The following is a 20,251-nucleotide window of genomic DNA, read 5'->3' as shown; positions in this document are numbered from 1 at the left end:
TTCACCCATACACGACTGGGCAAGCAACGCGGTACGCCGACAGGTGCCGGTCAGACGACAGCAATGCGGTGGCGGTGTAGCCACTGACCGCCAGGCGGCGGCGCCCGACGTCGTCGGCCAAAGGGGGCGCCGACGAACCGGCTTGCGCCGGCCAATCCGTTGCAGATGCCTTCGATCAGCCCGAGCGCCGCGCGGCGGGCGCGAGGTGCCGGTGACCGGGCTGGCCATCAGCGCAGTCGGGACCTCGGCTCGGCGTCGGCGAGGAACTGTCCGGAAGTGGCGGACTGCGCTGTTTGGGTGGACGTGAGAGGGGGCTCGTCATGCGCCCGCGGTGTTGAGGTCTCGGCTCTGACCTGAGGAGCAGGTGATGACCGTGCTGACAAACGTCGAATTGCTGGCTGTGGTGGCAAACCACCGCCCAGTGCCAACGCCGATGCTCGAGGCAGGTGTGCGGGTCGCGTTCTACGGCCGGATGTCCACAAGAGAGTTCCAGGACCCGCAGACCTCCAGAGCGTGGCAGCGTGCCGTGTCGGACGAGTTGATCGATGGTGTCGGCTCGGTGGTGATGGAGTTCTTCGACGTCGGGCGGTCGCGTCGTTGGTCGTGGTGGGAACGTCCTGAGGCGTCGGCGTTGCTCGCCGCGGCTTCCCGGTCGGACCGTGCGTTCGATGCGGTGGTGATCGGTGAGTACGAGCGCGCCTTGTACGGTGACCAGTTCCGCGATGTGGTCTCGCGGTTGAACGAGTTGGGTGTTCAGGTGTGGTTGCCCGAGGCCGGTGGCCCGGTTGAGTTGGACAGCCCAGTCCATCAAGCGCTGATGGTGTTGCTCGGTGCGCAGGCTCAGCGGGAGGTGGCCCGTGCCCGGCAGCGTGTGCTGGCGGCGATGCGGGCGCAGGCCAGTCAGCAGGGCCGGTTCCTGGGCGGCCGTCCGCCTTACGGGTACCGCCTGGTCGACGGTGGCGCGCATCCGAATGCGAGGCATAGCGGGTGGGGTCGGCGGGTGCAGGTGCTGGCGCCGGATCCTGTGACGGCGCCGTGGGTGCGGTGGATGTTCCGTGAGCGTGCGGGTGGTTGTGCGCTGGCGTCGATCGCGCGTGAGCTGAACGCCCAGGGTGTGCCGTGTCCGTCGAGTGCGGATCCGGGACGTAACCCGCATAGGACGGGCGGGCGGTGGATGGTGACCGCGGTCGCGGCGATTCTTGAGAACCTGCGGTACACGGGCAGGCAGGTGTGGAATCGGCATGGCACGCGGGGGAGGGGCCCTGGTGGTCGGCGGGGTGGTCGTGCCGCGGGCCGGGTGACCCGCAACCCGGTCACGGCGTGGGAGGTCTCGGAGAAGCTCTCGCACGAGCCGCTGGTCGACGATGCGACCTTCGTGGCGGTCCATCGGATCAGGGCACCGAGACAGACCAAAGACGGCGGGGCACGCAGATATGCGTTGGCTGGTCTGGTCGTGTGTGGGGTGTGCGACCGGAGGATGGACGCTCATTGGGTGCACAGCCGACCTGCCTACAGGTGCCGGCACGGCTTCAACAGCGCGTCGACCCGGCCTCCGGACGCGCCGGCCAACACCTACGTCCGCGAGGACGTCGTGCTCCAGACGCTCCCAAGACTGATCACTGAGCGCGGGCACAATCCGGAGCCTGATCTGGCAGCGCAGCTCCACGATCTACAGCTAGAAATCACCTGCGTAGGGTCTGATCTGAAATTAAGACCCTGGCCGACCAGTCGAAATTCCCTGCGAACTCTACATGCAACGCAAGCGGCGTTAGCGCTGGATTGGGGATCCGGGATACCGGAAGTGGCTATATAAAGCAATTACCCCACTGGGAAAATTGCTCCCGTGGGGTAATCCCGTGTCCGAGGGGGGACTTGAACCCCCACCCCCTTTCGGGGACTAGCACCTCAAGCTAGCGCGTCTGCCATTCCGCCACCCGGACGTATTTAGTTCTGCCTCGGCTCGCACCGTGGTGTGTGCCTAGATTACATGATCGTCGGTGTGCACCAAAATCGGGGGCCGGTGGGTGCGTTTGTGCTGGTTGGGGCTGTGTGGGGTTAGGGTCTGGCCGTGCCCAAGGCACCTGGGTGGTTGCTTGAGTCCGACCCTGCGTTGCGGTGACAGGTTGAGCGGGATCTTGTTCGGGACCCTGAGGCTGCGTGGCGGGCTACTCGGTACCTGGTGGCCCCGCCTTCCCCGCCGGGTTCGGGGTGGCGACGAGAAGCAGCCTTGGCCAGCGGGGCTCCTGAGTGGGGGATCGTTAGATCCAGCCTTTGGCTCTGGCGAAGCGGGCTGCTTCGTGGCGGTTCGAGGCGCCTGTTTTGCCTACCGCTGAGCTGAGGTAGTTGCGGACTGTGCCTGGGGAGAGGGAGGCGCGGCGGGCTATTTCGTCGATGGGGGCGCCTTCTAGGGCTAGTTCCAGGACGTCTGCTTCTCTTGGGGTCAGGGGGCTGTCGCCTGCGCTGATTGCCTCGGCGGCTAGGGCTGGGTCTACGTAGCGGCCGCCTGTGTGGACGGTGCGTACGACGGTCGCAAGAACGTCTGAGGAGACGGTTTTTGGTAGGAAGCCTCTTACTCCTGCTGCCAGGGCTCGTTTGAGGTGGCCTGGGCGGCCGTGGCTGGTGACGATCATCGTGGAGCAGGTGGGGAGTTCGAGCGCTAGGGATTGGGCTACTGAGACGCCGTCCAGGTCTGGCATTTGGAGATCGATCACGGCCACGTCTGGTCGGACGACTCTTGCTGTGGCCAGGGCTTCTTTGCCTGTGGCTGCTTGGGCTACCACCTCCAGGTCGTCCTCGAGGGAGAGGAGGGCGGCCATGGCGCCTCGGATCAGGTGTTCGTCGTCGGCCAGCAGGATGCGGATCACGGCAGCTCCACGGTCAGGACGAAGCGGTGGGGAGCTTCTGGGGTTGCGGTTACGGTGCCGCCTAGGGCCGCTATGCGTTCGTGCAGGCCTGTTAGGCCGCTGCCGAAGCGGAACGAGGTCGCGGTGACGCCGTCGTTGGTCATGGTCAGTACTTTGCCGCGCAACGTGATTGTGCATGTGCGGGCCTCGCTGTGGCGCAGGACGTTGGTGACGCCCTCGCGGACTGCCCAGCCCAGGGCGCCTGCCTGCTCGCCTTCTACGGTCACCTCGCCGATCACTCGGCAGTCGATGCCTGCTGAGGCCAGCAACGAGCGGGCGCCGGCCAGTTCTGCGGAGAGGTCTGCTGTGCGGTAGCCGCTGACTACGGCGCGGAGTTCGTCGAGGGAGTCCTGGGCGATTTGGCGGACTTCCAGCATCTCGTCTATGGCTGCCGCTGAACGGTCGCGGCGGGCCAGTTGGGCTGCTAGGTCTGCTTTGAGGGCTACTGCGGAGAGGTTGCGGCCCACTACGTCGTGGAGGTCTCTGGCGAAGCGGAGGCGTTCTTCGGCTACGGCGAGGTTTGCTCGGACTTCTCGGGAGCGGTCCAGTTCCCAGACGATTCGCAGCATCCACAGGGTCGAGCAGAACGCGGCCACCAGGAACTGCAGCATCAGGGTGATGAACAGGGCGTGGCCCTGTGGTGCGGTGAGGAGCATCCAGCCGCCGCCGGCCAGGGCTAGCAGGACGAGGATGCGCGGGCGCAGCACGGCGGACAGGGTGGTGATCGCGAGGACCAGGAAGATCACCGAGATGCCGTCGCCCGGGCTGTCGGGCTTGCCCTGCACCGGGTCCGGGTAGAAGACCTGTCCGAAGGCCAGCACCACGCAGGTGGCGACGAGGTAGGACGTCAGTAGGGTGCGGGGGAACGGGGAACGGCCCAGGTGGTACTCGATGCCCAGGTGGACCAGGCGGATGCTCACCGCCACGTAGGCCAGCACCGTCGTGATCAGGACGATCAGACCGACGGTGCCGACCTCGTTGGCGAAGCCGGTGATCAGCAGTGGTGGCAGGAACACGTAGCTGAGGTAGAACGTGTAGCGGACGAACAGGTCGAACCGCGCCGCGTTGCCGCGCGACCGCCACCAGCCGAGCAAGTTCACCTCCGCGGGTCCCACCTGAACCACTGCCGCACAGCGTAGGTCCCCAGCACGATCCACACCGCCAGGACGGTCGCCGGCTTCAGCACGGGGCCGTCGGCCCAGCCTGCGCGCAGCAGTTCGAGCACGGGCGTGAGGGGCACGTACTGCAGCACCGTCGCGAGGCCCGAGGGCAGGAACGACAGCGGGAACATCAGGCCTGAGCCGAACAGGCACGCCATCAGCACGGGCAACGACGTCACCTGCGCCATCTCGACGGTGCGGGTGAACGCCGAAGACGCCGCCGCCAGCAGAACGAAGACCGCGGTACCGCCGAGCACCCCGAGCAGGATGAACCACGGACGGGTCGGCAGCGCGACGCCGGTGATCACGCCCACGACCGCCGAGTACAGCACGATCTGGCCCAGTGCCACCACGACGGACGGCAGGGCGGCGCCGGCCAGGATCTCCGGGTCGGTCAGCTCGCCGACGCGCAGCCGCTTGAGCACGAGTTCTTCGCGCCGCGCGACGAACGTGGTCACGAGGTTGTAGTACACCGCCATCAGCAGCGCGAACCCGACCAAGCCGACTACCAGCGGCACGCCGTCGGCGTCCACCGAGTACAGCACCGGCACCAGCAACAACGGCAGCAGCAGCGAGTTGAACAGCGCGGTCCTGTTGCGCCAGAACAACCTCAGCTCGGCCTGCCCGATGGCCACGGCCCTCATGCCGCCTCCTCCGCGATCGCCAGGAACGCCTCTTCCAGCGACGCCGAGCGGGCGTCCAAACCGGACAGTTCCACGTTGTTGTGCGCAGCCCACACGAGAAGTTCGTGCAGGGTCGACTGCAGTTCGTTGGTGCGGACGGTCGCGCGGCCCGACGACTCCACGTCGGCGACGACGGGCAGAGCGATCCCGGCAGGCGGCGTGAACGAGATGCGCGACGGGTACGCGTCCACCACCTCGGACACCGTTCCCTGCGCCACGATCCGGCCTCGGTGCATGATCGCCAGCCGGTCGGCCAGCGCCTGCGCCTCCTCCAGGTAGTGCGTCGTCAGCAGCACCGTCACGCCCTCGCGCAGCAGGGCGCGGATCAGTTCCCACGTGTTGCGCCGGCTCTCCGGGTCGAGCCCGGTGGTCGGCTCGTCGAGGAACAGCACCTCCGGCTTGCCCAGCAACGCGAGCGCGAGGTCCAGTCGCCGCCGCTCGCCCCCGGACAGCTGCTTCACCCGCACCGACGCCCGATGCGCCAGGTCGACGAGCGTCAACGCCTCGTCGACGGGCCGCGGCGACGTCAGGGTCCCCGCCCACATCTTCGCGGCCTCGTGCACCGTCAGGTCGGGCGGGAAACCGCCTTCCTGCAACATCACGCCCATCCGCGGCCGCACGAGAGAGCGCTCCGTGAACGGGTCGTGGCCCAGCACGCGCACGGACCCCTCGGCCGGAAGTGAGAGCCCTTCCACCACTTCTACCGTCGAGGTCTTCCCCGCACCATTGGTGCCGAGAAGGGCGAACATCTCGCCCTTCTCCACCTCGAACGACACGCCCCGCACAGCTTCGAACCCTCCGCTGTACCGGCGGGTCAGCCCCCGCACCTCGATCGCTGTCATGTCTCAACGATCTCGGTGAACACGGTCGATCGGCAGTGTCGCCAAACATCAGTTACTCATGACAGACGTCATGGGTGGGTACCGCTGACGAGCGCGTCCACCACCACGGAGGCCGGTTCCGACAAATTCAGCCACGCGACTACGACGCGCTGACGCTCTCGTGAGCGCACGCGGATCACCTGCACGCCGTGCGGCACCAACGTGGCCAACGGCTCAGGCAACGTCGTGATGCCCGCACCGGACGCCACGAGCTGAAGCTTCGCCAGCCAGTCACGGGCGACATGCGCGACTACGACCCGTTCATCCAGGCCGGGCCAGACGCCGAACCCCTGCGGGCCGGCGATCCACGCCCAGCCGCGCAGGTCGGCCACGGTGATGAAGTCCTTGTGCGCCAGGGGATGCATGGACGGAACGGCCAGCAGCAGCTCACGTTCGTCGAGCACCTTCGTGCGCAACGCCGGCGTCTCGTCGTCCAGCGGCGGGAACGGCGGCTCGGATGCGAGCACCGCGATGTCGACCGTGCGCGCGCGTAGAGCTCGAACCAACGACGCCGTCGTGCCGTCGCGTGTGGTCACGGTCAACGCCGGATGACTGCGCCGCAACGCCGCCAGCGCCGACGGCACCAGCGTGCCCCCGGCGCTGGTGAACCACCCGAGTCGCACGGTGCCCGCGGTGGCCGGCAGCCCGGAGAGCTCACGGCTCGCCGCGTCGAGTTGTGCGAGAACCAGGCCCGCGTGGCGCAGCAGCACGTGCCCGGTGTCGGTCAGTTGCACGCCGTCGCGCTGACGGTCGAGCAACGGCGCGCGCACGACCCGTTCGAGAGCGGCGATCTGCCGGGTGACCGCCGACTGCGTGTAGCCCAGGGCGGCGGCCGCGGCGCTCAGCGAGCCTCGTTCGGCCACCTCCTGGAACACCCGCAACGCCACCAGCGGAACCGCAGTGAGGTCCATGACCCAGATGTATACGGGCTGCGGGTGGTATCGCCCCTGAATCCCAGCTCGAAGACGGTTGCCGTGATCAGATTAAGGTCGTAATCTAACGGTCGTGCCAAAACATGCGGACCCTGTCGAACGGCGTCGGCAGGTGGCGGCCGCCCTTTATCGGGTGGTCGACGCCGAGGGGCTGGACGCGGCGAGCCTGCCCAGGATCGCCAGGGAGCTGAACGCCACGACAGGGCTGCTGCAGAAGTACTTCCGCAGCAAGGACGAGCTGCTGCTGTTCGCGCAGGACCAGCTCGTGGAGGAGCTCACCGCGAAGGTGCAGGCGGCACTGGATCAAGAGGGGAGTCTCCAGGAACGGCTGCTCAGCGCGTTGTGCGTGATCGCGCTCGTCGACGACGAGGCGCGCGCACGGGTGTGGATTGCCTTCGCAGCTCGTGCGGCGGCGAATCCGGTGTTGCTCCAACGGCACGTGGAGGGCGCACGTGAGATCCGGGAGTTGTGCCGGCACGTGCTGGAGGCCGCGGGCCTGGACGGCGGGGAGGCCGTCGGGCTCGCGGCGCTGGTGGACGGGGTGACGGCGCAACGTGCGCTGGAGCCCGAGGTGATGACAGGGGAGGTGGCGGCGCGGGTGATCGGCCGCCACCTCGAACGACTGTGGGGGAGCACGTGAGCATGGGACTGGTGGCGGCGCTGGCGGGACTGGCGCTGCTCGACTCGACGAGCATCGGGACGTTGTTCATCCCGATCTGGCTGATGCTGACACCGGGGCGGCTGAGGCTGAGCAGGTTCGCGGTCTACCTCGGCACGATCACGGTCTTCTACTTCGTGGTCGGCGTTCTGATCGTGCTGGGCGCGACACGGCTGATCGGCCACCTCGACAGCCCGGTGGCGTACTGGATCCAGCTGGTGATCGGCGTTTTCCTGTTCGCGATCAGCTTCCGGTTCGACAACAAGAAGAAGACGAACACCGGGAAGTGGCAGAACCGGATCAACGCCAACGGGTCCGCGGCCGCGCTGGCCGGGGTCGCGCTGCTGGCGGGCGTGGTCGAGCTCGCGACCATGCTGCCCTACCTGGGCGCGATCGGGATGATGAGCGCCGCCGACCTGCGACCGGCCCAGATCGGGCTGCTGCTGGCCGGGTACTGCCTGGTCATGATCGTGCCGGCGCTGGTGCTGCTCGGCGCGCGGCTCGCCCTGCGGTCGAAGGTCGAACCGTTCCTGACCAGGATCAGCACCTGGTTCGCGGAGAAGGGGGCCAGCACGACCGGGTGGATTCTCGGCATCGCCGGGTTCCTGGTGGCACGGGATGCCATCGCTCGGCTGTTCTTCCTGTGAACCATTTGGTCCAGTTGGCTGAACGACCCGGTTTCGTTTTCCTCCTACACTCGCCAGGATGACTGGGCTGGACGATCCGCGCAGATCGGTCCCGCCGGAGCTGGCGCCGTTGCTCCGAATGGAAGTGACGCCCGTTTCGGTGAGCATTTTCGAAGCGATCGAGAAATCGATTCCGGAATACAGCACGTTCCGCGAGAACGTCGTCGACGGAATCCGGCAGGCGTTGGTGAAGTTCGTCGACAGCATCGCCGCGCCGGATTCCGAGCCCGATCCGCACGACGACATCCACCGCAAGCTCGGCGCGTGGGAGTTCAAGTCCGGCCGCAGCCTCGACAGCCTGCAGGCGGCCTACCGGATCGGCGCGCGCGTGGCGTGGCGGCACGTCTGCGGGTTCGCTGAGCAGCGGGAACTGTCGCTGCGCTCGATGTCGGTGCTGGGCGAGGCGATGATCGCCCACGTCGACGAGCTGGTGAGCCTGTCGGTCGAGGGGTACGCGGCCGCCCAGGCCAGTGCGGCGGGCACGCTCGAACGCCGGCGGCGCAAGCTGCTGGAACTGCTGGTCGCCGACTCCGCGGGCAACTGGCAGGGGGTGCTCGACGCGGCGCAGGCGGCGGCGTGGCCGATGCCCGACCGGCTGGTGGCGGTCGCGCTGGAGCCGTCCGCCGCGCCCGCCGACGACCTGCCGGCGGAGGTGCTGGTCAACCTGGAGGACGCCACGCCGTACCTGCTGGTGCCGAACCCGGCCGCGGTGACGCGCTGGATCAGGCGGGCCCTGCCGGGATGGCGCGCGGCGGTCGGCCTGCCGGTCGTCCCCCAGGAGGCACGCAGGTCGCTGGCCTGCGCGCGGCGGGTGCTGGCGCTGTCGAGCCAGGGGGCGCTGCCGGACCGCCCGGTCCTCGACTGCGCCGATCACATCGTCGAACTGACCGTGCTCGCGGACGAGTTCCTGGCCCGTCAGCTGGCCGAACGGGCGCTGGCGCCACTGGCCCCGCTGACCGACCGCCAGCGCACCAAGCTCGCCGAGACGCTGCTGGTGTGGCTGTCGGCTCGCGGCGGCGCGCCCGAGGTGGCGGCCCGGCTGCAGGTGCACGCGCAGACCGTTCGTTACCGCGTGAACCAATTGGAGGAACTGTTCGGCGACCGAATGCACGACGCCGAACAGCGGTTCACCCTCGAACTCGCCCTGCGCTCCCATTATTTGTTGCAGCGCGACTGACAAACGGCGTCCGCGCATTTCGTACGCGGATGACAAAAGCGGGTTTTCGCTTGCCTCCTGGAATGCCACATGGTTACCTACTGGCGAGTAAAGCAATACCGCCTTCTTGCAGTTCAATGTCGTACTCAGGAGGTCCCTGCAGATGAAGACCGGACTTTTCGCGCGCGCCGCCGCCGTCGTTCTGGTTGCCGGCGCGCTGAGCGTGACCACGGCCGGCACGAGCTCCGCCGCGACCGCCTCGCTGAACATCGTCTACGTGTGCGAGTTCTCGATCACCGGCACGCACGACATGCCGACCGTGGTCACCTCGCCGGACGCGCCGGACTCCGCCACCGCGGGTGTGCCGACCGCGGTCGCCTCGACGACGGTGACCACCACCGTGTCGGACGACATCCGCAACACGCTGTGGTGGATCGGCGGCCGCTCCGTGGACGGCACGCTGAGCACCAGCATCACGGTGACCAACGGGGCGAGCGTCCAGAACCTGACGGCGACGTCGACGATCCCGAACACCGCGGTGCCGAACTCGGGCACGTTCCAGGTCGTCGCGACGGGCACCCTGCCGTCCCTGACGCTCCCGAACGCGGGCACGGCGTCGATCTCGCTGGGCAACGCGACCCTCGCGCTGACGCCGAGGTACGCGAACGGCGACCCGACGTGGATCGGCACCGTCAACTCGCCCTGCACGGTCAAGGCGGGCCAGGCCACCAAGTTCCACGAGTTCCCGGTGGCGTAGTACCCGTCCCGTGATGGGATGACGGCATGGAGCTCCAGCAACTGGTGGACCGCATCGTGTCCGAGGTCTCGCCAGGTGGCACCTCAGCCGGCTACATCCCGGCACTGGCCAGGATCGACCCGCACGCCTTCGGCCTCGCCGTCGCCACACTGGACGGCGAGGTCTTCGGCGCTGGGCAGTACGACCGCCCGTTCTCGATCCAGAGCATCTCGAAGGTGTTCACGCTCGCTCTGGCCCTCGCGGAGAACGACGACGTGTGGACCCGCGTGGGCCGCGAACCGTCCGGCTCGCCGTTCAACTCGCTGGTCCAGTTGGAGACCGAGCAGGGCATCCCGCGCAACCCGTTCATCAACGCGGGCGCGGTCGTCGTCACCGACCACCTGGGACTCGGGGCCGCCGACCGGCTCCTCGAGTTCCTGCGGCAGGAGAGCGGCAACCCCGCGCTGGGCGTCGACCCCGAGGTCGCGAAGTCCGAGTCGGACAACAGCGACCGCAACCGCGCGCTCGCGCACTTCATGGCCTCCTACGGCAACATGCGCAATCCCGTCGACGTGGTCCTGCACGAGTACGTGCGGCAGTGCTCGATCGCGATGAGCTGCGCCGACCTCGCCCGCGCCACCCTCTTCCTCGCCCGCCACGGTGTCCGCAACGACGGCACCCGGCTCCTCGGCGTCAGCGGCGCCAAGCGCGTCAACGCCGTCATGCTCACGTGCGGCACCTACGACGCCGCCGGCCAGTTCGCGTACCGCGTCGGGCTGCCCGGCAAGAGCGGTGTCGGCGGAGGGATCATCGCCGTCGTTCCCGGGAAGTGCGCGATCTGCGTGTGGAGTCCAGGATTGGACGCACGCGGGAACTCCGTCGCGGGAGTCGACGCGCTGGACCGTTTCACCACTCTCACAGGGTGGAGCGTGTTCTGAACAGTGATAGAACGACGGGGTGAGCACAACGGGGAACGCACTGGCACTGGCGCAAGAAGAGGCCGTCACGCTCGTCAGCGAGCTGATCAGGATCGACACGACGAACACGGGTGATCCCGCGACGGTCGTGGGGGAGCGCGCGGCCGCCGAGTGGGTGGCGGAGAAGCTGTCCGAGGTCGGCTACGAGACCACGTACGTCGAGTCCGGCGCCAAGGGCCGCGGCAACGTCGTCGCACGGCTCGCGGGCTCGGATCCCAGCCGTGGCGCGCTGCTCGTGCACGGCCACCTCGACGTCGTGCCCGCCGACGCCTCGGAGTGGTCGGTGCACCCGTTCTCCGGTGCCGTGCAGGACGGGTACGTGTGGGGCCGCGGCGCGGTCGACATGAAGGACATGGTCGGCATGACGCTGGCCCTCGCCCGGCACTTCAAGCGCGAGAACATCGTTCCGCCGCGCGACATCGTGTTCGCGTTCCTCGCCGACGAGGAGGCCGGCGGGCTCTACGGCGCGAAGTGGCTGGTCGAGAACCGGCCGGAGCTGTTCGAGGGCGTCACCGAGGCGATCAGCGAGGTCGGCGGCTTCTCGATCACCCTGAAGGACGACGTCCGCGCGTACCTCGTCGAGACCGCGGAGAAGGGCATCCGCTGGCTCAAGCTGCGCGTCAAGGGCACCGCCGGGCACGGCAGCATGATCCACCGCGACAACGCCGTGGCGAAGCTCGCCGCCGCCGTCACCAAGCTCGACCAGCACCAGTGGCCGCTGATCATCCGCCCGTCCGTGCGCGAGTTCCTCGACGGCGTCACCGAGATCACCGGCCTGGACTTCCCCGACGACGACATCGAGGGCTCGATCGGCAAGCTCGGAGCGTTGTCGCGGATGATCGGCGCGACGCTGCGCGACACCGCGAACCCGACCATGCTCTCCGCCGGGTACAAGGCGAACGTCATCCCGTCGACCGCCGAGGCCACTGTGGACTGCCGGATCCTGCCGGGCCGCGAGGAGGCGTTCGACCGCGAGCTCGCCGAGCTCCTCGGCCCGGACGTCGAACGTGAGTGGGTCGGCCTGCCGCCGGTCGAGACGACGTTCGACGGCGCCCTGGTGGACGCGATGACGGCGTCGCTCATCGCCGAGGACCCCGGCGCCCGCGTACTGCCGTACATGCTCTCCGGCGGCACGGACGCCAAGTCGTTCCAGCACCTCGGCATCCGCAACTTCGGCTTCGCGCCGCTGCGGCTGCCCGCCGACCTCGACTTCTCCGGGCTCTTCCACGGCGTGGACGAGCGCGTGCCGGTGGACGCCCTGAAGTTCGGCGTCCGGGTCCTCGACCGATTCCTGCGCAACAGCTAGGGGAGTGGTGTCGTGTCCACTGTGGACTTGACCGGCCGGGTCGCACTGGTCACCGGCGGCGCCGGGGGCATCGGCAGCGCCGTGGTGCGCAGGCTCGTGAAGCTGGGTGCCCGCGTCGCCGTGCTCGACCTCGACGCGGCCGGCGCACAGCGGGTCGCGTCCGCGGTGGGCGGCATCGCCATCACCGGTGACGTCACCGATCCCGCGACCATGCCCGCCGCGGTGGCGCGGGTCGAGGAGGAGCTCGGACGCCTGGACGTCGTGCACCTCAACGCCGGGATCGGTGGCGGTCAGGCCGGTGTGGACGACGCCCTCGACGTCGCCCGCTACCGCAGGCTGGTCGGCGTCAACGTCGACCACGTCGTGTACGGGCTCTGCGCGGCGGTTCCGGCGCTGCGGCGGCAGGGCGGCGGGAAGATCGTGATCACGGCGTCGCTGGCCGGGATCGCCGCCATGCCGTCGGATCCGCTGTACACGCTGACCAAGCACGCGGTCGTCGGGTACGCGCGGGCGGCGGGCCAGGCGCTGGCGGGGGAGGACATCACGGTCTCCGCGCTGTGCCCCGGGTTCGTCGACACGTTGCTGCTGGGCGCGGCGAAGGAGGAGTTCGCGGCGGCCTCGTTCCCGTTGCTGACACCGTCGGACGTCGCCGAGGCCGTGCAGTCGGTGCTGGCCGACGGCGGGCCGGGGGAGGCCTGGATCATCCAGCCCGGCGGCAAGGCGACCGCGTACAACTTCCGCGGTGTGCCCGGTGTCGGCGGCGGCCAGTTGCCGCCTGGTGTCGTGCTCGGTCGCATTTAGGGCGTGTCCTGGAACCGTGTCGTCTCGTTAGGACGAACAGACGACACGGCGAAAGGACTCCGCATGGTGCGGCTGGAGGACGGGACCGAGCTCAACGTGGTGCGGGCGGGGGATCCCGACGCGCCGGTGACGGTCGTGCTGGCTCACGGGTACGCGCTCGACCACCGCGCCTGGCACAAGGTCGTCGAGCAGCTGAGCCCCGAGTTCCAGGTCATCGCCTACGACCACCGCGGCCACGGCGAATCCGGTGGCGCGTCGAAGGAGACCGCCACGATCGACCAGCTCGGGGAGGACCTGGGCGAGCTGATCGAACGCGCCGTGCCGCACGGCCAGGTCGTGATCGCCGGGCACTCGATGGGCGGCATGGCGGCGCTCGCGATGGCCGAGCGCCGGCCGCGGCTGTTCCGGCAGCGGGTGCTGGGCACCGTGTTCGTGTCGACGGCGGCGAGCGGCATGTCCGAGACGACGCTGGCGTGGCCCAAGGCCGTCGGCAAGCTCGTGCGCGAGCTGGAGCGGGCGTTCGGGCCGATCGTGCGCGCGGTGCGGGAGAAGATCGAGCCGGCCAAGACCGCCGGGCTGCGCTGGTGGCTGTTCGGCGACCAGCCCTCCGACGCCGACGTGGACCTGACCGCGGACATGGTGTGGGGTCACTGGCCGGAGACGGTCGCGCTGTTCCGGCCCGCCGTGGACCGCTACGACCGCGAGGCCGGGCTGACCGTGGCGAAGGAGAAGGCCGTCGTCGCCGTGGTGGGGGACGAGGACCGGCTCGTGCCCGAAACGGACGCTGTGAGGTTCGGCGGAACTTCGGTCATCCTGGCCGATGCCGGACATATGCTTCCCCTGGAGCGGCCCGCCGAGCTCGCGAACCTCATCCGGGAGGTGGCCGCCAAGGCATAGCTGGGGGGCTGGTGCTGCAGTTTCTGGAACCGCGGACGGACGTGCCCGCGAAGGAGGACTGGTCCACCAGGCTCGCGCTCACCGACGTCCTCATCAGCACGAGGTACAGCGTCGAAGCACTCGTCGTGACCGTCACGTTCGTCGCCACGTTCTTCCTGCCCGACTCGCCGGGCAACACGGCCGCACGGATCGTGCTGGGCGTGCTGACGTTGATGTTGCTGGGTGGGCTCCTGCCGAATCGGCACCTCCGGCGTGCGCTGCGGCTCGGGGTGTTCGACGCACCGTGGCGGCGCGTCGCGGCTGCGGTGGCCGAGAAGCAGGAGAACGATCCGCGCGATCGGCTGCTGGCGGACGGCCTGGTCCTCGTGGGCGCGTTCGGTGACCTGCCGGACGTGGTGGCGCAACGGCAGGAGGTGTTCGTCCTCGGGCCGGACGGCGACGGACTGGTGCTGCTGAGGGCCGCGGGGTCGACGTCGATCCACGTGGCGGCGCCGGTCGACGAGAGCGGCCACCAGGCGGCGGAACGCGTGGAGCGCGTGCTCGGCCGTCCCGCGGACGATCAAGGGCTCAAGGACGGCATCGACATGATGCGCGTGATGAGGTACGCCTTCTGGGGACTGCCGACGCTCGCGGTCGTGGCCGCGGGCGTGCTGCTCGCGCTGAGCGTGTCCCCGCCCGCGCCGGCGGGGCTGATCGCGGTCGCCGTGCTGACGCCACAGCTGTTCTTCCTGCCCACGGCGATCGAAGTGAGCCTCCACAGCCGTGACCACGCCAAGGCCGTGCACGGTTCGGACGAGTGGACCCCGGTGTCGGTCAGGCTCTGCGCCTGGCAGCGCGGGCACCACGTCGCCGGGATCGCGGAACTGCCCGGCGGCCCGGCGCTGGTGCGGTTCCCCACGCCGAACCTCGACCTGATCGCGAACGTCGCCGGCACCGGCGTCATGTGGGTCGCGGGCAGCCACCGGGGACGGCTCGCCGTGGGCCTGCCCGGTAACGGCGGCCTCATGACCGCGGTCGTGCGGCCGATGGCGGCGAGTGACCCCGCGGCCTGGTGGCGGAGGTACGGGCAGGTCGACTTCAGCGTGCTGCCGCGCTGACCGGGGAGGGGCTGGGATGCGTTACCTGGAGCCGCGGACCGACGTGCCGGCGAAGGACGACTGGTCCACCGGCCTGATCCTGCAGGACCTGCGCTGGGGCGCGAAGGCCCTCGGCGTCATCGCGGCCGGCACGGGCGCCGGAGCGGTGACGTGCTGGCTGCTGCCGACGTCACCGGGCAACCTCGGCGCGTTCGTGGTGCTGGCACTGGTCACGCTCGTCTTCGGGCTGGCCCCGCTGATGTACCGGGTCGAGACGAGGCCTGAGCGGCGCGGCCTGCTCGAACAGCCGTGGCGGCGGGTGCCCGCCCAGGTGCTGGAGAAGCACGCCGACGGCACGGACCGGCTGCTGGTGGACGACGTCGTGTTCAAGGGCTGGTTCCAGGACCTGCCGGACATGGTGCTGGAACGGCAGGAGGTCTTCGTCTGCGGCCCGGACGCCGACGGCAGGGCGGTGGTGCGGGCCGCGGGGTTCGCCAAGTGGGAGAACGCCAAGGTCGACCACGGTGAGGACGCGCGCGCTCAACCGGTGCGTGAACGGGTGGAGCGGCCACTCGGGCGGCCGCTGGACGACGAGGCCACCGCGCGGGCGTTCAACGGCATGCGCTGGGGTGTGCGGGCGTGGCTGTGGGCCGCCGTGCCCGCGGTCGCCGGGGGAGTGCTGGTGCTGCTCAGCCTGTTCCCGCTCGCGCCGGCCGGGCTGGTCGTCGGCGGGCTCGTGCTGGTCCTGGGGCTGCTCGGCATCCCGACGGCGGTCGAGATCAGCCGCTGGTACCGCGACGCGGTCAGGGCGGTGGAGAACTCGGCGCAGTGGACGCCGGTGGCGATCACGCTGTTCCCGTGGCAGCCCCAGCAGCACGTCGCGGGGCTCGCCGAGATGCCGGGCGGGCTCGCGCTGGTGCAGTTCGTGCTACCCGAGCTGAGCGTGGTCGCGAACATCGCCGACACCGGCGTCATGTGGATCGCCGGGACGCACGGCGACGTGATCGCGGTGGGCGTGCCGAGGGTGCCGGTGCTGACGTTCGCCGCGGTCCAGCCGGACCGGGACACCCCGAAGGAGGACCCGATCCCGCCGATCCTGCGGTTCCACCGGCCCGATTTCAGCGGCCTGCCGCGCTAGAGCGCCGCCTTCCCGGCGGCCGGCCGAAGAGTCTCACGTGCTCGTCGACCAGCCAGTCCTTCAACGGCGCCCATTCCGGGTGGTGGTTGAGCACCAGCAGCCGGTGCATCCACCAGTTGGGGTCGTCGTGGCGGGGGAACGCGGCGAGCCACGCGGCCCGCTCGTCCACCGTGAGACCCCAGAGGTGCTGCAACTGGCCCTCAGCGTCCGTGTCGAGCTGGGCGGTGATCCGGCCGTCCTCCGTGTGCCATTCCGCGCGTAGTTCACGCAGCACGGCTATCGCGCGTTCGTCACCTTCCTCGGCGGTGACGACGACTGTGTGCAGGCCCTGCGCCGCGGCTTGCGCGAGCAGGGCACGGGCGGACGTTTCGTCGTGCGGCAGTGCGCTGTGAGCGACCCCGACTTCGTGCGGCACGAGCTCCATGACCCAGAATCTGATCATATCGACAACTACTTCGGTGAATTTTATTGCTTCAGTGTTGACTGAAGAGTCACCTCGGGCGGTTGGCCGCTCTCGTTGCACGAACGTTGTTGTAAGGCGCTCCGACGCCGACACCGCACAACGTTTTCGCACTACAAATGCAGCGAGAGGAAAGGTGGCGGTGTTGTTCAGCAGAGAGGCCTCGGGTCGACACCGGGGAAGTATTGCTCCCAATGACGAGTGGACAGGTGCGCCGTCGTAGTCGCGCACACGCGGGCTGCGGTCGCCTCGACGTCGATGTCCCACACGCGGACGGTGCGGTCCGCGCCGGTGGTGGCCAGGGTGCGGTTGTCGGGCGCGAAGCCCACACCCCACACCTTTTCCGTGTGACCGCGGAGCACTGCCCGGAGCTGGGGGTTCCGGGGATCGCTCACGGTCCACACGCGGACCACGTCGTCGGTCGTACCGGCGGCGAGGAGGGTGCCGTCGGGGGAGAAGGCGAGGCGCTGCAGCGGCCCGCCGTCGTTGGGCAGCGAACCCAGCTTGCGCGGCTGTGCGGGATCGCTGATGTCGTACAGCGCGCCGCTGGAGCCCATGTTCGCGAACGCCATGACGTCGCCGTGGATGACCACGGTGATGACCTCGTTGCGCCCGGCCTGCCCGCCGCGGCGGATCGGGTCCGGGTCGTCGTCGGTGCGCAGAGCGGGGTGGGCGCGGGGCGCCGCGGGGTTGCTGACGTCCCAGACCTGCAGTTCGCGGGTGCCGTTCGCGATGACGAGCGTGCGGTCGTCCTGGGAGAACTCGACCTGCCACACGGTGTCGGCCTTGGGCACGCTGAACCCTCCGGCCCTCACCGGGTTGGCGGGGTCGGTGACGTTCCAGAGCGCGATCACGCCGTTCTCGTCGGCGACCGCGAGCGTCTTCCCGTCGTGGCTGAAGCTCGCGGCGACGAACGCCTCGTCACCGGTGAGCGCCCTGCTGAGCTCGCGCGGCCGGGCCGGGTCGCTCACGTCCCACAGGCCGCTCCCGGAGTAGGTCGACGCGAGCAGGATCTTGCCGCCGGGGTGGACGTCCACGGTGGCTTCCTCGTCGGCGGTGTTCAGTTGCGGCAGGGCCGCGACCAGTTCGGCGTGCCGGTCCTGAGGTCGCCACAACTTGATGTCGCCGTCGGAGGAGACCGTGGTGAAGAACTTGCCCGCGGGGTCGTAGTCGAGTTTCCACGCCGTCACCCGGTGGCGCGGGTAGCTGAGGTTCGCCAGGTCGAGCACGCGGATCTCGGGGTCGGTGGTGGCGGTGATCATCTGCCGGGAGTCGGCGCTGAAGGTGACCGACCAGACGGTGTCGGTGTGGCCGGCGACCTCGCTGGCCAGCTGGATGTTGCCGGGGTCGGTGACGTCCCACAGGCGCGTGGTCTTGTCGCCGCCGGCGGTGGCGAGGAACTTGCCGTCGGGGGAGAAGGCGACGGTGTGGACGGGGACGATGTGTCCCGTCGCGCCGCCGAGCCGGACGGGTTTGCGCGGGTCCCTGACGTCCCAGATCCGCACCTGCTCGCCCTCGGCCCCGGTGGCGAGCAGTCCGGTGGGGGAGAAGGCGACGACGTAGTTGGTCGGGGTGGCCTCGATGGTGGAGAGGTTCTCGCCGGTCGCGAGGTCCCAGAGCTTGGCGGTGCCGTCCCAGGCCGCGGTCGCGGCGACGGTGCCGGTGACGTTGATCGCGAGGGCGTGCAGGGTGTTGTCGTGTGCCTTGATGGTGCGCACCAGTCTGGCGGGGCCGGTGACGTTCCAGACCCGGAGGGTGCCGTCCTCACCGCCGCTGACGAGGGTGCCGTCCGGGGTGAACGCGACGGTCTCGACCTCACCCTCGTGCCCGGTGACGCGGGCCTTCTCGACGGGTTTGCGCGGGTTGGACACGTCGAACAGGCGGATGACGCCGTCCCAGCCCGCGGTGGCGAGGGTGCGGCCGTCGGGGCTGAACGCCATGCCGTGGGTGGCCTCGTCACCGGCGTGCACGCGGCCGAGTTCGGTCGGGTGGTAGCGGTCGGTGACGTCCCAGATGATCACGTTCTGGTCGTCGCCCGCCGAGGCCATCAGCTTGTCGTCGGGGCTGAACATCGCGAACGACGTGGCTTCCGTGTGGCCTCTGGCGACGGCGACCTGGGGAGCGGCGAACGTGCTGAGCAGGCTGTCGCGGGCGGCGGGCAGCCCGGTCAGGCGGTAGGCGGCGAGGCGGAGCTGGCTCGCGAGACCGGGGTCGCGGTCCTGCAGGCCGCCGGCCTCGGCGATGGCTTTCTGGGCGAGCGCGTTGACGCGTTGTTCGGTGGTCTGGCGTTGCGCGCGCACGGCGAACACGGTCGCGCTGGTGGCCACGAGCAGCAGGACGGCGAGCAGCGCGACCACCCGGCGCAGGTGGGTGGTGCGGCGCTTCTCGGTGGCCAGTTCCTGTTCGGCGGCGGCCTTGCCGGCGTCGAGGAACGCCTTCTCCGCGGCGTTCAGGGCGCCGGGGTCGCGCTGGACCCACTCGGTCGCCTGGGTGAGCGGCACACCGCGGTAGAGGAAGCCGGGGTCGCGGCCGTGCGCCTCCCAGTCCGCGGCGGCCGCCGTGAGCCGGCGGTGCACGCGCAGGTCGTCGCGTGCCTCGGTGATCCATTCCCGGAGGCGTGGCCAGCTGCGGATGACCGCTTCGTGGCTGATCTCGACGCTGTCGTCGTCGACGGTGAGGATGCGGGCGCCGGCGAGGTGTTCGACGACGTCGTCCGCCGCGAGTTCGGACCGCCTGACGTGGCGTTTGGTGTCCTCGGTGCCTTCGCCGGGGGTGATCAGGCGCAGGAAGACCTGCCGGGCCTGGACCCGCTGCCGCTCGTCGAGGTCGGTGTAGGCGTTCTCGGCGGTGTTGGCGATGGCGCGGGCGATGCCGCCGCTCTCGTGGTAGCTGGAGAGCGTGAGGGTGTTGCCACGCTTGCGCCGCCACGTTTCGAGCAGTGCGTGGCTGACGTGGGGGAGGACGCCGGGTTCACCGGTGGCGTCGGCGATGAGGCGGGCGACGAGTCCCGTCTCGAGCGCGCAGCCGACCTCGACCGCGGGCTGGGTGATGGCCTTGCGCAGTTCGTCGGTGCTCATCGGGCCGACCAGGACCTGGGCCTCCTCGACGGCCTTGGCGAGGTCGGGGAACTGGGCGCAGTGACCGTAGAAGTCGGCGCGCATGCCGACGACGGTCTGGCCCTCGCGGCGGGTGAGCGCGGCGATGAACTCGTCGCGGTAGGGGAGCGCGAAGATCTCCTCGAACTGGTCGACGACCAGCAGGCCCCCGGTCTCGGGGACCGCCTGGTGGGTGCCCGGGGTGATCAGCTCGCCGGGCGTGCGGGCCAGCAGACCGGCTCGCAGCAGCGAGGACTTGCCCGAACCCGACGCGCCGACGACGAGCACGGTGTCGTGGTGCTCGAGCTTGCCCAGCAGTTTGCCGACGAGCCGTTCCCGGCCGAAGAAGCGGTCGGCGTCGTGCTCGGTGAACGCCTTCAGGCCGGCGTAGGGGGAGTCGACCTCGAGATGTGGTGGTTCGGACTCGCTGATGTCCCGCCAGCGCTGCTCCCAGACCTCCTCGTCGCCGCCGCAGGCGCGGACGAACGCGAGTGACACGGCGAGGCTCGGCAGCCGCTGGCCGCGGGCGGCGTCGGCGAGGGTGCTGGCGGAGTAGTGGCTGAGCCTGCCGAGTTCGCGGTAGCCGGGGGAGCCGGCCTTCTCGCGGAGCTTGCGCAGGTCGAAGGCGAACTGTTCAACGGGCCCGGCGAACGGGTCGAGCGGTTTTTCCGGGCGGGGCATGGAGCGGATTGTTCCATTCGTCTGT

18 protein-coding genes and 1 tRNA gene are annotated in these 20,251 nt (G+C 69.5%); 11 read left to right on the top strand and 8 right to left on the bottom strand.

Features of this window, described 5'->3' with window-relative positions; genetic code table 11:
• Nucleotides 1-367: 367 nt before the first annotated feature.
• The gene (locus PV646_RS19650) at nucleotides 368-1,813 is read left to right on the top strand and encodes a recombinase family protein (protein ID WP_500343614.1); all 1,446 of its coding nucleotides are present in this window, start codon (nucleotides 368-370) and stop codon (nucleotides 1,811-1,813) included.
• Nucleotides 1,814-1,857: 44 nt separating this feature from the next.
• Here the strand turns inward: PV646_RS19650 and PV646_RS19645 are convergent.
• The 6 genes from PV646_RS19645 to PV646_RS19620 form a co-directional block, all read right to left on the bottom strand.
• A tRNA-Leu gene (locus PV646_RS19645) sits at nucleotides 1,858-1,940 on the bottom strand.
• A 318-nt stretch (nucleotides 1,941-2,258) separates the two neighbouring features.
• Nucleotides 2,259-2,864 carry a response regulator gene (locus PV646_RS19640; RefSeq protein ID WP_500343613.1) on the bottom strand — a complete coding sequence of 202 codons (606 nt, stop codon included), beginning with the start codon at nucleotides 2,862-2,864 and terminating at the stop codon, nucleotides 2,259-2,261.
• A complete protein-coding gene (locus PV646_RS19635) occupies nucleotides 2,861-4,027 on the bottom strand; it encodes a sensor histidine kinase (RefSeq protein WP_500343612.1) in 1,167 nt (388 codons plus the stop codon). Before PV646_RS19635 ends, PV646_RS19640 begins: the two co-directional genes overlap by 4 nt.
• Nucleotides 4,000-4,707, bottom strand: coding sequence for an ABC transporter permease (locus PV646_RS19630; protein ID WP_500343611.1), 708 nt, complete (start codon nucleotides 4,705-4,707; stop codon nucleotides 4,000-4,002). Before PV646_RS19630 ends, PV646_RS19635 begins: the two co-directional genes overlap by 28 nt.
• Complete coding sequence (locus PV646_RS19625) at nucleotides 4,704-5,588, bottom strand: ABC transporter ATP-binding protein (protein WP_500343610.1); 885 nt, start codon at nucleotides 5,586-5,588, stop codon at nucleotides 4,704-4,706. The genes PV646_RS19630 and PV646_RS19625 overlap by 4 nt, the downstream gene beginning before the upstream one ends.
• 68 nt (nucleotides 5,589-5,656) lie before the next feature.
• A complete protein-coding gene (locus PV646_RS19620; RefSeq protein WP_500343609.1) occupies nucleotides 5,657-6,538 on the bottom strand; it encodes a LysR family transcriptional regulator in 882 nt (293 codons plus the stop codon).
• Between the two features lie 94 nt (nucleotides 6,539-6,632).
• Between PV646_RS19620 and PV646_RS19615 the strand changes: the two genes are divergently transcribed.
• The 10 genes from PV646_RS19615 (at nucleotide 6,633) to PV646_RS19570 (ending at nucleotide 15,990) form a co-directional block, all read left to right on the top strand.
• Nucleotides 6,633-7,199: a TetR/AcrR family transcriptional regulator gene (locus tag PV646_RS19615; RefSeq protein WP_500343608.1), complete on the top strand. Its 567-nt coding sequence runs from the start codon at nucleotides 6,633-6,635 to the stop codon at nucleotides 7,197-7,199.
• A 2-nt stretch (nucleotides 7,200-7,201) separates the two neighbouring features.
• On the top strand, nucleotides 7,202-7,864 hold the full coding sequence (locus PV646_RS19610; protein WP_500345037.1) for a GAP family protein: 663 nt from the start codon (nucleotides 7,202-7,204) through the stop codon (nucleotides 7,862-7,864).
• Nucleotides 7,865-7,922: 58 nt separating this feature from the next.
• The gene (locus tag PV646_RS19605; RefSeq protein WP_500343607.1) at nucleotides 7,923-9,080 is read left to right on the top strand and encodes a PucR family transcriptional regulator; all 1,158 of its coding nucleotides are present in this window, start codon (nucleotides 7,923-7,925) and stop codon (nucleotides 9,078-9,080) included.
• A gap of 142 nt (nucleotides 9,081-9,222) precedes the next feature.
• Complete coding sequence (locus tag PV646_RS19600) at nucleotides 9,223-9,816, top strand: DUF6801 domain-containing protein (protein WP_500343606.1); 594 nt, start codon at nucleotides 9,223-9,225, stop codon at nucleotides 9,814-9,816.
• Between the two features lie 26 nt (nucleotides 9,817-9,842).
• On the top strand, nucleotides 9,843-10,733 hold the full coding sequence (locus tag PV646_RS19595) for a glutaminase (protein ID WP_500343605.1): 891 nt from the start codon (nucleotides 9,843-9,845) through the stop codon (nucleotides 10,731-10,733).
• A 19-nt stretch (nucleotides 10,734-10,752) separates the two neighbouring features.
• On the top strand, nucleotides 10,753-12,078 hold the full coding sequence (locus PV646_RS19590) for a M20/M25/M40 family metallo-hydrolase (protein WP_500343604.1): 1,326 nt from the start codon (nucleotides 10,753-10,755) through the stop codon (nucleotides 12,076-12,078).
• Nucleotides 12,079-12,090: 12 nt separating this feature from the next.
• Nucleotides 12,091-12,879: an SDR family oxidoreductase gene (locus tag PV646_RS19585; RefSeq protein ID WP_500343603.1), complete on the top strand. Its 789-nt coding sequence runs from the start codon at nucleotides 12,091-12,093 to the stop codon at nucleotides 12,877-12,879.
• A gap of 63 nt (nucleotides 12,880-12,942) precedes the next feature.
• Nucleotides 12,943-13,776: an alpha/beta fold hydrolase gene (locus PV646_RS19580; RefSeq protein WP_500343602.1), complete on the top strand. Its 834-nt coding sequence runs from the start codon at nucleotides 12,943-12,945 to the stop codon at nucleotides 13,774-13,776.
• 11 nt (nucleotides 13,777-13,787) lie between these two features.
• Nucleotides 13,788-14,873, top strand: a complete 1,086-nt coding sequence (locus PV646_RS19575; RefSeq protein ID WP_500343601.1) for a hypothetical protein — start codon at nucleotides 13,788-13,790, stop codon at nucleotides 14,871-14,873.
• A gap of 16 nt (nucleotides 14,874-14,889) precedes the next feature.
• A complete protein-coding gene (locus tag PV646_RS19570) occupies nucleotides 14,890-15,990 on the top strand; it encodes a hypothetical protein (RefSeq protein ID WP_500343600.1) in 1,101 nt (366 codons plus the stop codon).
• On the opposite strand, the gene PV646_RS19565 is transcribed toward PV646_RS19570, so the two are convergent.
• Nucleotides 15,971-16,432, bottom strand: a complete 462-nt coding sequence (locus tag PV646_RS19565; protein ID WP_500343599.1) for a hypothetical protein — start codon at nucleotides 16,430-16,432, stop codon at nucleotides 15,971-15,973. The genes PV646_RS19570 and PV646_RS19565 overlap by 20 nt on opposite strands.
• 167 nt (nucleotides 16,433-16,599) lie before the next feature.
• Nucleotides 16,600-20,226 carry an nSTAND1 domain-containing NTPase gene (locus PV646_RS19560; RefSeq protein ID WP_500343598.1) on the bottom strand — a complete coding sequence of 1,209 codons (3,627 nt, stop codon included), beginning with the start codon at nucleotides 20,224-20,226 and terminating at the stop codon, nucleotides 16,600-16,602.
• Nucleotides 20,227-20,251: the final 25 nt, after the last annotated feature.

Origin of the sequence: Streptomyces sp. ID05-26A, from assembly GCF_033794685.1 — a bacterium.
Taxonomy (GTDB): Bacteria; Actinomycetota; Actinomycetes; order Mycobacteriales; family Pseudonocardiaceae; genus Lentzea.
The sequence above is the reverse complement of the archived record's forward strand: the minus strand, read 5'-3'. Positions and strand labels throughout refer to the sequence as shown.

What these genes read in the sequence shown, in the direction of transcription:
- PV646_RS19650 (WP_500343614.1), top strand. Translation starts at nt 368, where the DNA reads ATGACCGTGCTGACAAACGTCGAATTGCTGGCTGTGGTGGCAAACCAC.
- PV646_RS19630 (WP_500343611.1), bottom strand. Translation starts at nt 4,707, where the DNA reads ATGAGGGCCGTGGCCATCGGGCAGGCCGAGCTGAGGTTGTTCTGGCGC.
- PV646_RS19625 (WP_500343610.1), bottom strand. Translation starts at nt 5,588, where the DNA reads ATGACAGCGATCGAGGTGCGGGGGCTGACCCGCCGGTACAGCGGAGGG.
- PV646_RS19620 (WP_500343609.1), bottom strand. Translation starts at nt 6,538, where the DNA reads ATGGACCTCACTGCGGTTCCGCTGGTGGCGTTGCGGGTGTTCCAGGAG.
- PV646_RS19610 (WP_500345037.1), top strand. Translation starts at nt 7,202, where the DNA reads ATGGGACTGGTGGCGGCGCTGGCGGGACTGGCGCTGCTCGACTCGACG.
- PV646_RS19605 (WP_500343607.1), top strand. Translation starts at nt 7,923, where the DNA reads ATGACTGGGCTGGACGATCCGCGCAGATCGGTCCCGCCGGAGCTGGCG.
- PV646_RS19600 (WP_500343606.1), top strand. Translation starts at nt 9,223, where the DNA reads ATGAAGACCGGACTTTTCGCGCGCGCCGCCGCCGTCGTTCTGGTTGCC.
- PV646_RS19595 (WP_500343605.1), top strand. Translation starts at nt 9,843, where the DNA reads ATGGAGCTCCAGCAACTGGTGGACCGCATCGTGTCCGAGGTCTCGCCA.
- PV646_RS19580 (WP_500343602.1), top strand. Translation starts at nt 12,943, where the DNA reads ATGGTGCGGCTGGAGGACGGGACCGAGCTCAACGTGGTGCGGGCGGGG.
- PV646_RS19570 (WP_500343600.1), top strand. Translation starts at nt 14,890, where the DNA reads ATGCGTTACCTGGAGCCGCGGACCGACGTGCCGGCGAAGGACGACTGG.
- PV646_RS19565 (WP_500343599.1), bottom strand. Translation starts at nt 16,432, where the DNA reads ATGATCAGATTCTGGGTCATGGAGCTCGTGCCGCACGAAGTCGGGGTC.
- PV646_RS19560 (WP_500343598.1), bottom strand. Translation starts at nt 20,226, where the DNA reads ATGCCCCGCCCGGAAAAACCGCTCGACCCGTTCGCCGGGCCCGTTGAA.